The organism is Arthrobacter sp. 2RAF22, from assembly GCF_052115325.1.
Classification (GTDB): Bacteria; Actinomycetota; Actinomycetes; order Actinomycetales; family Micrococcaceae; genus Arthrobacter.
Map to the genome: position 1 here is coordinate 268,620 of NZ_JBFRGL010000001.1, position 13,643 is coordinate 282,262.

The window sequence follows — 13,643 nt, forward strand, 5'->3', positions numbered from 1 at the left end:
CATCGGACACTCAAACAGTCCGGTGGTCCGCGCAACTGCGGGGTTGGTTGCGTCGCCATATGGCCTGGATCATCATCGGGGCCATCGTGGCGGTACTCGGATCTGTCACTGTGTTCCAGTCCCCGACGAACACGGACACGGCACCCCTCTCCGCCCGCAATGCCGCTCCTGATGGCGCCATGGCTGCGGCCGAAATCCTCCGGCGGCACGGAGTCACGGTCACGGAATCCGATTCATTCGCGACGACAACCTCGCTGCTGGCCGGGAAACCACGCGCCACCGTCTTGTTGTATGACCGCAACGGCTATCTCGATTCCGCCCAGTTGCACAGCCTGCTGCAATCGGCCGACCGCGTGGTGGTCATCGCTCCCGGCTTCCGAACCCTGACGGGGCTGAGCCGCGAGATCCGTCATGCCGGAGTGGTTCCCAACGGGACGTCAACGTTGGAAGCAGGGTGCGGGCAAAAAGATCCACTTGTTGCGGGGCGTGTCTCCGGCAAGGGCGCGTTCCTTTACACGGGAGCCGATGTGACGTGCTACCGGCCTGGCAGCAACGACGGAGGCATGTACGCGGCCAGTGCGGACGGTCGGCTGGTGGTTCTCGGCAGCACGGCCGTTCTCAGCAACGATCTCCTGCAGGTAGAGGGCAATGCCGCACTGACTCTTCGGACCCTCGGGCCAACGCCGGATCTCGTCTGGTATCTGCCAGGCCTTGGAGACGTACCGAATAATGGCACACCGCCCACGCTGGAGGAATTGGCGCCGCCGTGGGTTGGCTTCCTGGGATTGTGGCTGGCGGTGGTCGCGTTGCTCGCTGTGCTGTGGCGGGGCAGGCGGCTTGGTCCGCTCGTGTTTGAGCCGCTGCCGGTGGTGGTCAAGGCTGTAGAGACCGCCGAAGGCCGTGCCCGTCTCTATCAGGATTCCCGCGCTGTCGGCCAGGCCGCCGACAATCTCCGGGCCGGCACTTTGACCAGGCTTGCCAAGCACTTCCGGCTCGGCCCCGAAGCCCGCGCGGAGGCCGTCCTCGATGCCGTGTCCCGAAAGGTCAACCAGCCTGCACAGGAGTTGCGCATGCTCCTGCTGGACCACCGGCCACGCACCGAATCAGAACTCGTCCACTGGGCACAAAGCATCGAAACACTCGAGCAGGAGGCAACAGCCCCATGAGTAATCACGCAATGAGCAATCAAGCAAACAGCTACACCGACGGCAGCTATGGCTACCCGGGCGGCCCGGCGTCGCAGGGGCAGCCAACGCAGGCGGCTACCCGGTCCGACCCTGCCCGCAAAGCCCTGCTGGACGTCCGTCACGAAGTAGGCAAGGCCGTGGTCGGACAGGATGCAACGGTGTCGGGCATGCTCATCGCGCTGCTGTGCGGTGGCCACGTACTGCTTGAGGGTGTTCCGGGCGTCGCCAAAACCCTCCTGGTACGGGCCTTGTCCGCCGCGTTGAGCCTGGATACGAAGCGCGTCCAGTTCACTCCGGACCTCATGCCGGGCGACGTCACCGGCTCACTCGTCTACGACTCGCACACCTCGGAATTCACCTTCCGCGAAGGACCAGTGTTCACCAACATCATGCTGGCCGACGAAATCAACCGAACGCCGCCAAAGACCCAGGCGTCGCTGCTGGAAGCCATGGAGGAGCGCCAGGTATCCGTGGACGGACTCTCCCGGCCTTTGCCGTCGCCGTTCATTGTTGCCGCCACCCAAAACCCTGTCGAGTACGAGGGCACCTATCCCCTGCCCGAGGCGCAACTGGACCGCTTCCTGCTCAAGCTCTCCATGCCGCTGCCCGGACGTGCCGAAGAGATCGAAGTGGTCCGCAGGCACTCGGAAGGATTTGATCCGCGCAATTTGCTGGCTGCGGGAGTCAGGCCAGTAGCGGGCGTCGCCGAACTCCAGAATGCCCGCGACGCGGTGGCCGAAGTGACCGTGGCCCCCGAGATCCTCGGCTACATCGTGGACGTCGTGCGGGCGACGCGGGCAGCGCCGTCGTTCCAGCTGGGAGTCTCCCCGCGCGGCGCGACGGCGCTTCTGAACACCTCGCGTGCCTGGGCATGGTTGTCCGGGCGCAACTTCGTCACCCCCGACGACGTCAAAGCGCTCTCGTTGCCGTGTTTGAGGCACCGTGTCGGACTGCGACCCGAAGCCCAAATGGACGGTGTGCATGTAGATGATGTCCTTGGCAGCATCCTGGCGTCCGTCCCCGTGCCGCGCTGATTGGCCTCGCCTCATGACTCTCTACTTCGGGCAGTACTGAATGGCGATCACAGGCCGCTTTGTGCTGCTCGTTTTCGCCGCGTTGGCCCCCTTGCTGCTGTTTCCCGCGTGGAGTACGGTCCTTCTCGCCACCGCCTTGCTGCTGGCGTTGGTGTTGTCCGACCTCCTGCTGGCCGCGTCCCCGGCCAAAATCGCCCTTCAACGCAAGGATCCCGGGAATGTCACCCTGCACGCGGACACGGAGTCCGTTCTGACGCTGGAAAACGGCAATCGGCGTAGATTCCGCGGAGTGGTGCGTGACGCGTGGCAACCCTCCGCGGGGACGGTCGCCCCGGTCCAGCGTGTTGAAATCCCTGCTGGTGAGCGGCGTCGGATGTCGATGGCTCTGAAGCCAACACGGCGCGGGGACCTGTCGGCACCGCACGTAACGCTCCGTTCCTTCGGCCCGCTCGGCCTGGCTGCCAGGCAACGCACCGTGACCCTTCCCGGCCGTCTTCGCGTTCTGCCGCCGTTCCATTCCAAGCGGCATTTGCCGTCCAAGCTGCGAAAACTCCGGGAGCTCGACGGCAAAGCGGCCGTGCAGATCCGCGGGGCCGGCACGGAATTCGATTCCCTCCGCGATTACGTCCGGGGCGACGACGTGCGCTCCATCGACTGGCGGGCAACCGCCCGGCGCACCGCCGTCGTCGTCCGGACCTGGCGACCCGAACGGGACCGCCGCGTCGTCATCATGCTCGATACCTCGCGCACGGCAGCAGCCCGGATCGACGACGAGCCCCGCCTGGACACCGGGATGGAAGCGGCTCTCCTGCTTGCGGTGCTGGCAGAGCGGGGCGGAGACCGCGTGGACTTCTTCGCTTTCGACAGGCGCGTCCGCGGGCGCGTCGATTCAGCGGCCAAAGGCAATCTGCTCGGCTCCTTGGTCCAGGCCATGGCTCCGCTGGAGGCGGAACTGATCGAGATGGACTGGGCCCAGATCCCGGCGCAAGTACGGGCCATTTCGGCGCACCGTTCCCTTGTGGTCCTGTTGACCTCGCTCGACAGCGGCGCACCCGAAGAAGGACTCATTCCTTTGGTGGCGCAACTCGTACGGCAGCACGTCGTGCTGCTTGGATCGGTGCGGGACCCCTTGCTGGGCCGAATGAAGGAAGAACGCACGACGGCGAGCCAGGTCTTCCGTGCCTCCGCCGCCGAACGTGCCCTGCTGGACCGTGAGGCCGTCAGCGCCCAATTGCGCCAGCTTGGCGCGGAGGTAGTCGATGCCGAGCCGTTGGAACTGCCGCCGCTCCTGGCGGATGCGTACATTCGGCTGAAGGCCGCGGGACGCTTATAGCCTTGCCAGGCGCCCAGTCCAGATATCAACAACCCGGAATCCGAGGAAAGCACATGAGCACACCCATCTACGAGTTGGCGCTGGGCGCTAAGTTCCGGCAATTGCAGCCCGAACTCCAGGACTATTTCTCCCTGGCCCCGGGCTCCGGATCTTACGGAATCGGCGAGGGCGTATTCGATGTGGTCGGTTGCAGGCAGAAGTGGCTCCGCCCACTCCTTGCCACGGTCGCCGGCGAAGAGGCCTTCTTCCCCGAGTACGGCGAGCGCATCCCGTTCCGCATCGAAAATCATGCGCACCTTGATCCCTTCGGACGGTCCAGCCTCACGGCCCGGCGTGAAATATTCTTTCCCGGGCACACCCGCTTGTTCCATGACACCACTGTCGCGGAGGCCGCCCACGACGGTGGCACCCGCTTGGTCGACTATTTGGGCCGATGCCGCAGGCTGGCCACGGCGTTGGACCTGGATGTCACCGCGGAAGGGCGTCTTCGCGGTGTCTCGGGTACATCACGCCTGTTCCTGGGGCCGCTGAGGCTCAGCTTGCCGGCTTCCCTCGACGCAAAAGCCTACGCAGAGCAGTGGTGGGATGCGGCAGAAGGAAAGCATCGGATCCAGGTGAAGGTGCTGCAGCCGCAGGTCGGACTGGTGCTGGTCTATGCCGGCTCCTTCGACTACCGTTTGGCGCCCGCGCTGCCCGCGAACGATGGTGCAGTTGCCAAGCGTTCCGCCACTGCCGCCGTCGGGCTCCCCCGTTACGCCGAGCCGGACCGTTGGGAACGGCGCGTCTAGAAGGGCCCGGACGGCAGGCTAACCGAGCGCGATCTGGTTGAGCCCATCCGCAATCTGGGTCAAGCGGTTAAGAACCTCTTTAGCCCCCGACGGCGAGAATCCGGCCAGGCCGTCCGACGGCGTGACCCGCACGGCACCCAGGCTCGACGCCGGCAGACCGAGTTGGCGCCACGGTTGCCAGACGGTGTCCACGAGCTCGGCGGTGCGTGGCAGGGTTGCCCGTGGATTCCCTACGGGCAAAGCGCCGGCCCATAGGCGTTTGCCCGCTTCCACCGCAGTGGCAATTTGTTCCCATTGGCGCGTAGTGAGTGCTTTGAGCGGTAGGGCGACGCCGTCAGCTCCGGAGGAGAGGATCTGCTGGATCGGGGCTTCGATTTCCGGAACGGAAACCACGGTCTCGGCCACTCCTGCGGCCCGCAGCGCGTCGATCACCAACCGCCAGGCTCCCGTGACTTCCTCGCCCGGGATGGAACGCAGGGTGCGGTAGCCACTCGCCGTCGGGATGGTGCCGGCCAGCACGGAGGAGATGTCCGGTTCGTCGAGCTGGACCACGATCGCGGCGCCGGGCACGGCAGCGCGGACTTTGGATACGTGCTCGGCGACTCCGGCGGCCAAGGACTCCGCAATGTCCCTGCGGGCGCCGTAGTCAAGAAGGGCGCGCTCCCCGTTATGCAAGTAAAGGCCCGCGGCTAGGCTCAAGGGGCCGCGCAGCTGAATCTTGAGTTCGTCGGCGGAGGATTCTTCCGAGCCGGCAACGTCGGCCAGGATATTGATGTCGGTGGCAAGGGCGGACTTCGCACGCCGCAGGTCTTTCCCCGGGCGGTCAACCAGGCGCCAGCCGTGCGGCTGCACATCGATGGCCAGCTCGACCAGGAGCGATGCCGTCCGGCCGAGGGCATCCGAGCCCACGCCACGATCCGGAAGCTCGGCCAGGAACGGCAGGTGCGGGCTGCCCAGTTCGCCGCGGATGATCCGGGCTGCCTCAGCAGGATCCGTTCCGGGCCAAGGACCCAATGCCGTGGCGCTGACCTGGTTCTGCGCGGTTTCGGCTTTCTGCGCGGTCTCGGCGGCCACGTGTTCAGGCCTGCGCGATGGAAGCCTGGTGGCCTTCGGCGATTGCCTCGTGGTGCCGGATGACCTCACTGATGATGAAATTCAGGAACTTCTCCGCGAAGGCAGGATCGAGGTGCGCTTCTTCGGCGAGCCGGCGGAGCCGCGCGATCTGGGCGGACTCGCGTCCCGGGTCCCCGGCGGGAAGCTTGTGCGTCGCCTTCAGGACTCCCACTTTCTGGGTGGCTTTGAACCGCTCCGCGAGGAGGAAGACGAGGGTGGCATCGATGTTGTCGATGCTGGAGCGGATGGAGAGCAACTCGTCCATGACGGCCTGGTCCACGCGGCCGGCGAGGGAGCTGGCGGAAGGATCGAAGGAGTCGGCGTCGGGGAGGGCGTGGTTCTGCTCGGTCATTCCTCCAGTCTAGGGTGTGCGGGCCGGCCCTTGAGGGGCAGAATGGGCATGTCCGCGCCGATGATAAGGAGAGCACGCATGAAAATCGCAGTTCTTGGCACCGGAATGGTGGGGCATACCCTGGCCGACAAATTGGTGGCCGTAGGCCACGAGGTCATGATGGGTTCCCGGGAAGCCGGCAATCCCAAGGGGACGGAGTGGGCGGCGCAGGCGGGTCCGGGGGCAAGCTCCGGTTCCTTCGCGCAGGCGGCAGCCATGGCCGAGCTCGTGGTCAACGCAACCCCGGGCATGGTCTCGCTCGCGGCGTTGAGCGAAGCCGGGGCTGCGAACCTGGCGGGCAAGGTCCTGGTGGATGTGTCCAACCCGCTGGATTTTTCCGCCGGCTTCCCGCCGTCGCTCTCCGTCTGCAATACCGACAGCATTGCCGAAACCATCCAGCGCTCCTTCCCCGCGGCGCGTGTGGTCAAGGCCCTCAACACCTTGACTGCTCCCCTGATGGTTGATCCGCTCAGGCTCGCCGATGGTGCCCATGACGTCTTCGTGGCGGGGAACGACGACGACGCGAAAACCACCGTCGTCGCGCTCCTGCGGGAGTTCGGCTGGCTTCCGGAACACATCCACGACCTGGGCGGGCTCGACGTTGCCCGTGGCCTTGAAATGTGGATGCCGCTGTGGCTCCGGATCTTCGTGCGCCAACCGAAGGACAAGCTCTTCAACATCAGCATCGTGTCCGAATAGCCGCGCAGAACGGACATGCCCGCCCTTCGTGGAGAAGGGCGGGCATGTCCGTTCTTGCGGATCGCCGCTTGGATGGAGGGCTAGATGCCCAGCAGCGCGCGGTTCTCTTCCCGGCGTCGGGCCTGTTCGTCAGGATCCGGCACCGGCAGCGAGGCAATGAGCTTGCGGGTGTAGTCGTGCTGGGGATTGCCCATGATCTGGCTGCCGATCCCTTGCTCCACGAGCTTGCCCTTGTACAACACGCCCACCCAGTGGGAGAGAATATCCACCACGGCGAGATCGTGGCTGATGAACAGCGCAGCAAAACCGAACTCTTCCTGGATGTCCTTGAACAGTTCCAGGACCTTTGCCTGCACGGAAACGTCGAGGGCCGAGGTGGGCTCATCGGCGATCAGGAGGCGCGGGTTGAGCGCGAGCGAACGCGCCAGCGAAGCGCGCTGGCGCTGCCCGCCCGAGAGCTCATGCGGAAAGCGTTCAGCGTACGACGCCGGCAATTGGACCGATTCGAGCAACTGCGCCACGCGCAGGCGTGCTTGGGCCGGGCTCGGGTGGGTATGGATCAGCAGCGGTTCCGCGACGCACTCGCCGATGGTCAGGTGAGGGTTGAACGAGGCGGCCGGGTCTTGGAAGACGAAGCCGATGTCCTTGCGCAGCGGCTTGAACGTGTGCTCCTTGAATCCCAGCATTTCGTAGCCAAGGACCTTGAGGCTGCCGCCGGTTGCCCTGTTGAGGCCTGCGATGGCGCGACCGATGGTGGACTTGCCCGAACCGGACTCGCCGACCAGGCCGAAGACCTCGTTCTCGGACACCGTGAAGCTGACGTTGTCCACGGCTTTGAACCCGGGCTTGCCGAGGCGGCCCGGATACTCGATGGTGAGGTTCTTGGCCTCGACCAGGATCTTCCCGGTCTGGTGCAACCGTTCGGTGGCCCCCTCGGACGCTGAGTTGCGGCCAAGGTGCGGCACAGCGGCCAGCAGCTTCTTGGTGTAGTCCTGCTTCGGCTCGGCGAAAAGGACCCTCGCGGTGGCCTCTTCGACGACGTCGCCTTGGTACATGACCACGACCCGGTCGGCCAGGTCGGCCACGACGCCCATATTGTGCGTAATGAGCACAATCGAGGTGCCGTACTTGTCCCGCAAGTCCCGGAGCAACTGAAGGATCTCGGCCTGGACAGTGACATCCAGCGCCGTCGTCGGTTCGTCCGCCACGATCAAACCGGGGTTCAAGGCAAGCGCGGCCGCGATGACGACGCGCTGCTTCTGGCCTCCGGAAAGCTGGTGCGGATAGTAGTTGACGCGGGTTTCGGGATCGGGGATGCCCACCTTCCGCAGGGCTTCGGTGGCCCGTTTCTTGGCCTCCTTGGCCGAGATGCGGTGTCCGTCCGAGGCGTGTGCCCGGATGCCTTCGGCGATTTGCCAGCCAACCGTGAACACCGGGTTCAGGGCCGTTGAGGGCTCCTGGAAGACCATGGCCACGTCGCGGCCACGGATCTTGCGCAGTTTGGACGCGCTCACGCTGATGACGTTGTTGCCGTTGATCAGCACAGCCCCGGAGCTGATGGCCGTTTCAGGGAGGAGGCCGAGAATGGTCTTGGCCGTGACGGTCTTGCCGGAACCTGACTCCCCTACGATCGCCAGCACTTCGCCGGCTTTGACCTCGAGGCTGACGTCCTTGACCGCGTAGACGTCGCCGCTGTCGGTGGCAAAGGTGACTTTGAGCCGTTCGATGTCCAGGACGGGCTGCCCGGATGTCAGCGGCTGGTCCGAAATGTTGCCGATGTTGGTGGTCATGCCTTACCTGCTTCTGGTTCAGGAGCGGTGGTGGCCCCTGTGTTCGTGCCGTCGGTTCCAACTGCGGCCTTGGAGCGGGAGGCCTTGCCTCCAGCACGCTTCCGGCCGCGTAGGCGGGGATCGTTGAGGTCGTTGATGCTTTCGCCGACCAACGTCAGCCCCAGCACGGTCAGGACGATCGCGATACCGGGGAAGACGCCGGTCCACCAAATGCCGGAGGACGCGTCCGCCATGGCCTTGTTGAGGTCGAAGCCCCATTCGGCGGCCGAGGACGGTTCAATGCCGAAGCCCAGGAAGCCAAGGCCCGCAAGGGTCAGGATCGCTTCGGAGGCGTTCAGGGTGAACATCAATGGAAGCGTCCTGGTGGCGTTCTTGAAGATGTGCCGGGTGATGATCCGGAGGCTGGACGCGCCCAGGACCATGGCCGATTCCACGAATGGCTCGGCCTTGAGCCGGATGGTTTCGGCCCGGATCACGCGGAAATACTGCGGAACGAACACCACGGTGATCGAGAAGGAACAGGCGAGGATGCCGCCCCAGAAGCTCGACTGGCCACGGCTGATGACGATCGACATGACGATCGCCAGGAGCAGGGAAGGAAAGGCATAAATGGCATCGGCGATGACTACCAGCACCCGGTCCAGCCAGCCACCGAAGTAACCACTGAGGAGGCCCAGCGCCACGCCGAGGAAGATGGACATCACCACGGCGACGACGATCACGGTCACGGCGGTCTGTGAACCCCACAGGACGCGGGAGAGGACGTCATAGCCGCCGACTGTGGTGCCGAGCAGGTGCTTGCCGCCGGGAGCCTCCTGGGTGGGGAACGAGCCTGTTGCGTCACTCAGCTGGGAATATCCGTACGGCGCGATGAACGGCGCGAGCACGGTCGAAAGAAGGAAGAGCCCGGTCAGCACAAGCCCGGTGATGAGCATGCCCCGCTGGAGGCCGACGCTCTTTTTGACGTGGGAGATGACAGGAAGTGCGGACAGGAAGGACTTCTTCCGTCCTGAAATTGTTGCGGTGCTCATGTCAGTACCTCACTCGCGGGTCGATCAGCGCGGCGACGACGTCCACGACGAAGTTGGTAAATGCGACGATGACGGCCAGCAGCACCACGATGCCCTGGACCGCTACGAAGTCCCTCGCGTTCAGGTATTGGACCAGCTGGTAGCCAAGGCCCTTCCATTCGAAGGTGGTCTCGGTGAGTACGGCTCCGCCGAGCATCAGGGCGATCTGCAAGCCCATGACGGTGATGATGGGGATAAGCGCCGGCTTGTAGGCGTGCTTCGTCACGAGTCGGAACTCGCTGACGCCGCGGGAACGGCCGGCCTCGACGTAATCCTTGCCCAGGGTCCCGATGACGTTTGTCCGGACGAGTCGCAGGAAGACACCCGCGGTCAGGAGGCCCAACGCGATAGCGGGCAAAACGGCGTGGGACACGACGTCGCCGAGTGCCGTGAGATTGCCGCTGCGCAGGGCGTCGAGCCAGTAAATGCCGGTGGGAGCGGCAAGTTGGCCCATGGTCAGCTCAGTGCGGGTGGATACGCGACCGGCCACTGGGAGCCATCCGAGCCAAACGGAGAACGTCAGCTTCAGCAGGAGTCCGGAGAAGAAGACCGGAGTGGCGTAGCAGAGGATGGCAAAGCAGCGAAGGAAAGCGTCAGACGCCTTGTCGCGCCGTTGCGCGGCGATCATGCCTAGCGGGATGCCGACCGCGAGCGCCACGATGAGCGCGTTGATCGAGAGCTCAAGGGTGGCTGCACCGAAGGTCGACAGCATTTCGACGACGGGCCGCCGGTCCGTGATGGTGGTGCCGAAGTTACCGGTGATCAACTGGCCCAGGTATTCGAAGTACTGGATGATGATCGGCCGGTCGTAACCGGCGTCGTGGATTCGCTGCGCCAGAACATCCGGGGGAAGCCGGCCGCCCTGGGCTGCGGTGATGGGGTCTCCGATGACCCGCATGAGGAAGAAGACCAGAGTGACGAGGATGAAGATCGTGGGAATGATCAGGAAGAACCTGACCACGATGTACCTGCCGAGACCCCCGCCCGCTGATTTACTCTTGGGAGCGACCGCGTCCGGTTCGACGTCGGGCACCTCTATAAGTGTTGTCATTGCTACCTAAAGTTCATTGCCCGCGGATCGCGCGGGGTTTTGCTCAAAATGTGAGGCAATCAGCAATAAGGGGAGGCAAAGCACCTGTTGGCACCCGCCTCCCCCTACCGGCTGCTTACTTTGAAATAGTTCCCAGTCGGAACTTGAAGGAAGCGTCAAGCGTCTTGTCGACGCCGTTCACGCCCTTCGCCGAGATGGCAACCTGGGCACCCTGGAGCAGCGGCAAAGTGGAAATGTCCTTTGCCAGAGCGTTCTGGGCGTCCTTGATGGTGGATTCGCGAGCCGACTTGTCCGTGGTGGTCAGCTGCTTGTTGATCAGGTCGGTCACGGCCTGGTCGTTGAAGTGGTTCTTCAGGAAGCCGCCGTTCGGGAAGAACGGGGTGAGGTAGTTGTCGGGGTCGCTGAAGTCGGGGAACCAACCGAACTGGAAGAGCGGGTACTCGTCGGCGCGGCTGGCCTTGCTGTAGGTCACCCATTCGGTGGACTGCAGGTTCACCTTGAAGAGGCCCGACTTCTCGAGCTGGTCCTTGATCATGGCGTACTCGTCGCCCGAGGACTTGCCGTAGTGGTCCGGGTTGTACTGGAGGTTCAGCGTGACGACGTCCTTGACCCCGGCATCGGAAAGAACCTTCTTGGCTTTGTCCAAGCTCGGCTTTCCGTTGTCGCCGTAGGCATCCTTGAACGACTCGTTGGCGCCCAGGAAACCGCTGGGGACGTTGGAGTACAGCGGCAGGTAGGTGCCCTTGTAGACCTGGTCGGCGATTGCCTGGCGGTCAACGAGGTTGGCGATCGCCTGGCGCACGGCAAGTGCCTTGGCCGGGTCGGCACCGGTTGCCTTGGCACCGAACGGCATGGTGTTGAAGTTGAACGTGATGTAGCGGATCTCGCCGCCGGGACCAACGTTGACCTTGACCTTGGAGTCCTTCTTGAGGTCGTCGACGTCGGTGGCGCTGAGGCTTCGGTTCGCAACGTCGATGTTGCCCTGCTGGATGTCCAGCTTCATGTTGGTCGGCTCGGCGTAGTACTTGATCGTTGCGGCGTCGTTGGCCGGCTTGCCCAGGACACCCTGGTAGTCAGGGTAGGCCTTGAGGCTGATGAGCTCGTTCTTCTTGTAGCTGTCGATCGTGTACTGGCCGTAGAACGCCTTGGCCTTGATGATGTCGTCATCCGAAAGGAGCTTGTCGGCCGGGAAGACCTGGTGGTCCACGATCGGCGCGGCCGGGCTGCTGAGGATCTGCGGGAACGTCTGGTCGTTGGCGAGCTTCAGCTTGAAAACGGCCGTGTTGGCGTCCGGGGTGGTGACGCTGTCCAGGTTTTCGAGCAGGCTTGCCGGACCAGCGGGGTCGTTGATCTTGAGCTGGCGGTCGAAGGAAAACTTGACGTCGGTGGAGTCCAGCGTGTGGCCATTGGCCCACTTGAGTCCGGGCTTCAGCTTGACGGTGTACTCGGTGGGCGACGTGAACGACGCCGACGCTGCCAGGTCCGGAACGGGGTCGGCGCTTCCTGGCTTCGAGTTGAGGAGGAAGGAATAGACCTGGTTCATCACCATGAAGGAACCGTTGTCGTACGAGCCTGCGGGATCGAGTGCGGTCACCTTATCGGTGGTGCCATAAGCGATCGGACCGCTGGCAGCTGAGGAAGCTGAACCGCCGCCGCCCGCCGGGCCCGTGCAGGCCGTCAAAGCGAATACGGAGATGCCCGCGAACGCGATAGCGCTTCGCAAGGCTTTTTTGTTCAATGCCATCAGTGAACTTTCTGTTCGATGGATACGGCAAACCGCCGTCGGTAATTTCTTAGGAGCGCATACTCCTGACTCCACGATTCAATCAGAAGCTTTTCTGGTGAAACGTTTGATTTTGTGAGTTGAGACACAAAATTTACTTTTCTTTTGGCGCATACTCGGCTAGGGGAAAGCGGCAGGCCGCACTGGACGCTGATGAAACAGGCCCGTTAGCGCTAACAGTCTTGCGAGCGCGGATTCACCCGCTGCGGCGAGTGGCCGGGCTTAGAGTTCCGCGCGCTGAAGCGACCGGGCGACGTCGATAGTTGCCTGGCCGAGGACACGGGTGCCTTGGTAGAGCACGATGGTCTGACCGGGGGCCACTCCGCGGAGGGGATCGACGAGGGTCACCACGAGGCCCTCGCGCTCGATGCCGGCGTCGTCGACATGCCGCTCGACCGAGGCCTTCGCGGGAACCGGATCGCCGTGGGCGCGCACCTGCGCATAGCAATCGAACTCGGCGCCGGTAGCCACCTCGGCGATGGGCAGGCCCGCCCAGGACACCTTGATCCCGCGGATCTCGTCGATGGCCAACAGGGCTTCGGGCCCGACAACCACCTTGTTTTCCTTGGGCCGGATTTCCAGCACGAAGCGCGGCTTGCCGTCAGCGGCGGGGGTACCCAGCTTGAGGCCGCGGCGCTGGCCTACGGTGAAGGCGTTGGCTCCGGGGTGCTCCCCTACCTTGGTTCCGGCCTCGTCCACGATGTCGCCGGTGGTCATCTCGATCTTCTCGGCGAGCCAGCCGGCCGTATCGCCGTCCGGGATGAAGCAGATGTCGTGGCTGTCCGGCTTGTTCGCCACGGACAAGCCGCGGCGTTCGGCCTCTGCGCGGACCTCGGCCTTGGAGGGAGTCTCCGCCAGCGGGAACATGGAGTGCTTGAGCTGTTCGTGGGTGAGGACCCCCAGCACGTAGCTTTGGTCCTTGGCCCAGTCTGCGGCGCGGTGGAGTTCGGGGTTGCCGTCCGCGTCCTGGATGACCTTGGCGTAGTGGCCGGTGCAGACCGCGTCGAAGCCCAGGGCGATGGCCTTCTCCAGCAGGGCGGCGAACTTGATCCGCTCGTTGCAGCGCATGCAGGGATTGGGAGTGCGGCCGGCCGCGTATTCATCGATGAAGTCCTGGACAACGTCTTCCTTGAAGCGCTCCGAGAAGTCCCAGACATAGTAGGGAATCCCCAGCACGTCGCAGGCACGCCAGGCGTCGCGGGAGTCTTCGATGGTGCAGCACCCGCGGCTGCCCGTGCGCAACGTTCCGGGCATGCGGGACAGCGCCAAGTGGACGCCGACGACGTCGTGCCCGGCCTCGACGGCGCGGGCGGCGGCAACAGCGGAGTCGACTCCGCCGCTCATGGCTGCAAGAACTCGCATGCTGGCTTTCTGTTGATGGTGGGGGGAAGAATTGCGGCTGAA

General features: G+C 64.3%; 12 protein-coding genes. 5 read left to right on the forward strand and 7 right to left on the reverse strand.

Features of this window, described 5'->3' with window-relative positions:
• The first annotated feature begins 59 nt into the window (after positions 1-59).
• From AB4068_RS01160 to AB4068_RS01175, 4 genes are read left to right on the forward strand one after another with little or no spacing between them, the layout of a single operon-like run.
• A complete protein-coding gene (locus AB4068_RS01160) occupies positions 60-1,166 on the forward strand; it encodes a DUF4350 domain-containing protein (protein ID WP_084784321.1) in 1,107 nt (368 codons plus the stop codon).
• Positions 1,167-1,177: 11 nt separating this feature from the next.
• Entirely contained in the window at positions 1,178-2,221 is a 1,044-nt protein-coding gene (locus AB4068_RS01165; RefSeq protein WP_059387538.1) for an AAA family ATPase, read from the forward strand.
• A 40-nt stretch (positions 2,222-2,261) separates the two neighbouring features.
• Positions 2,262-3,554, forward strand: coding sequence for a DUF58 domain-containing protein (locus AB4068_RS01170; RefSeq protein ID WP_441432489.1), 1,293 nt, complete (start codon positions 2,262-2,264; stop codon positions 3,552-3,554).
• Positions 3,555-3,607: 53 nt separating this feature from the next.
• Entirely contained in the window at positions 3,608-4,342 is a 735-nt protein-coding gene (locus tag AB4068_RS01175) for a DUF4166 domain-containing protein (RefSeq protein ID WP_441432490.1), read from the forward strand.
• An 18-nt stretch (positions 4,343-4,360) separates the two neighbouring features.
• Here the strand turns inward: AB4068_RS01175 and AB4068_RS01180 are convergent, their stop codons facing one another.
• Entirely contained in the window at positions 4,361-5,416 is a 1,056-nt protein-coding gene (locus AB4068_RS01180; protein ID WP_284991549.1) for a hypothetical protein, read from the reverse strand.
• Between the two features lie 4 nt (positions 5,417-5,420).
• Positions 5,421-5,807, reverse strand: a complete 387-nt coding sequence (locus tag AB4068_RS01185) for a chorismate mutase (protein ID WP_059387536.1) — start codon at positions 5,805-5,807, stop codon at positions 5,421-5,423.
• Between the two features lie 78 nt (positions 5,808-5,885).
• Here AB4068_RS01185 and AB4068_RS01190 point away from each other — a divergent pair, with 78 nt between their 5' ends.
• The gene (locus AB4068_RS01190; protein WP_332601934.1) at positions 5,886-6,545 is read left to right on the forward strand and encodes an NADPH-dependent F420 reductase; all 660 of its coding nucleotides are present in this window, start codon (positions 5,886-5,888) and stop codon (positions 6,543-6,545) included.
• Positions 6,546-6,625: 80 nt separating this feature from the next.
• On the opposite strand, the gene AB4068_RS01195 is transcribed toward AB4068_RS01190, so the two are convergent.
• The 5 genes from AB4068_RS01195 to mnmA form a co-directional block, all read right to left on the reverse strand.
• On the reverse strand, positions 6,626-8,335 hold the full coding sequence (locus AB4068_RS01195; protein WP_332601935.1) for an ABC transporter ATP-binding protein: 1,710 nt from the start codon (positions 8,333-8,335) through the stop codon (positions 6,626-6,628).
• A complete protein-coding gene (locus AB4068_RS01200) occupies positions 8,332-9,366 on the reverse strand; it encodes an ABC transporter permease (RefSeq protein ID WP_059387533.1) in 1,035 nt (344 codons plus the stop codon). The genes AB4068_RS01195 and AB4068_RS01200 overlap by 4 nt, the downstream gene beginning before the upstream one ends.
• Position 9,367: 1 nt before the next feature.
• On the reverse strand, positions 9,368-10,456 hold the full coding sequence (locus AB4068_RS01205; protein ID WP_306961067.1) for an ABC transporter permease: 1,089 nt from the start codon (positions 10,454-10,456) through the stop codon (positions 9,368-9,370).
• 115 nt (positions 10,457-10,571) lie between these two features.
• Positions 10,572-12,200, reverse strand: coding sequence for an ABC transporter substrate-binding protein (locus tag AB4068_RS01210; RefSeq protein ID WP_059387532.1), 1,629 nt, complete (start codon positions 12,198-12,200; stop codon positions 10,572-10,574).
• A gap of 261 nt (positions 12,201-12,461) precedes the next feature.
• The gene (gene mnmA, locus AB4068_RS01215; protein WP_370872699.1) at positions 12,462-13,583 is read right to left on the reverse strand and encodes a tRNA 2-thiouridine(34) synthase MnmA; all 1,122 of its coding nucleotides are present in this window, start codon (positions 13,581-13,583) and stop codon (positions 12,462-12,464) included.
• Positions 13,584-13,643: the final 60 nt, after the last annotated feature.

Coding starts and splice junctions, on each gene's coding strand:
- AB4068_RS01210 (WP_059387532.1), bottom strand. CDS start 12,200: ATGGCATTGAACAAAAAAGCCTTGCGAAGCGCTATCGCGTTCGCGGGC.
- AB4068_RS01160 (WP_084784321.1), top strand. CDS start 60: ATGGCCTGGATCATCATCGGGGCCATCGTGGCGGTACTCGGATCTGTC.
- AB4068_RS01170 (WP_441432489.1), top strand. CDS start 2,262: ATGGCGATCACAGGCCGCTTTGTGCTGCTCGTTTTCGCCGCGTTGGCC.
- AB4068_RS01200 (WP_059387533.1), bottom strand. CDS start 9,366: ATGAGCACCGCAACAATTTCAGGACGGAAGAAGTCCTTCCTGTCCGCA.
- AB4068_RS01205 (WP_306961067.1), bottom strand. CDS start 10,456: ATGACAACACTTATAGAGGTGCCCGACGTCGAACCGGACGCGGTCGCT.
- AB4068_RS01185 (WP_059387536.1), bottom strand. CDS start 5,807: ATGACCGAGCAGAACCACGCCCTCCCCGACGCCGACTCCTTCGATCCT.
- AB4068_RS01190 (WP_332601934.1), top strand. CDS start 5,886: ATGAAAATCGCAGTTCTTGGCACCGGAATGGTGGGGCATACCCTGGCC.
- AB4068_RS01165 (WP_059387538.1), top strand. CDS start 1,178: ATGAGCAATCAAGCAAACAGCTACACCGACGGCAGCTATGGCTACCCG.
- AB4068_RS01175 (WP_441432490.1), top strand. CDS start 3,608: ATGAGCACACCCATCTACGAGTTGGCGCTGGGCGCTAAGTTCCGGCAA.
- AB4068_RS01195 (WP_332601935.1), bottom strand. CDS start 8,335: ATGACCACCAACATCGGCAACATTTCGGACCAGCCGCTGACATCCGGG.
- mnmA (WP_370872699.1), bottom strand. CDS start 13,583: ATGAGCGGCGGAGTCGACTCCGCTGTTGCCGCCGCCCGCGCCGTCGAG.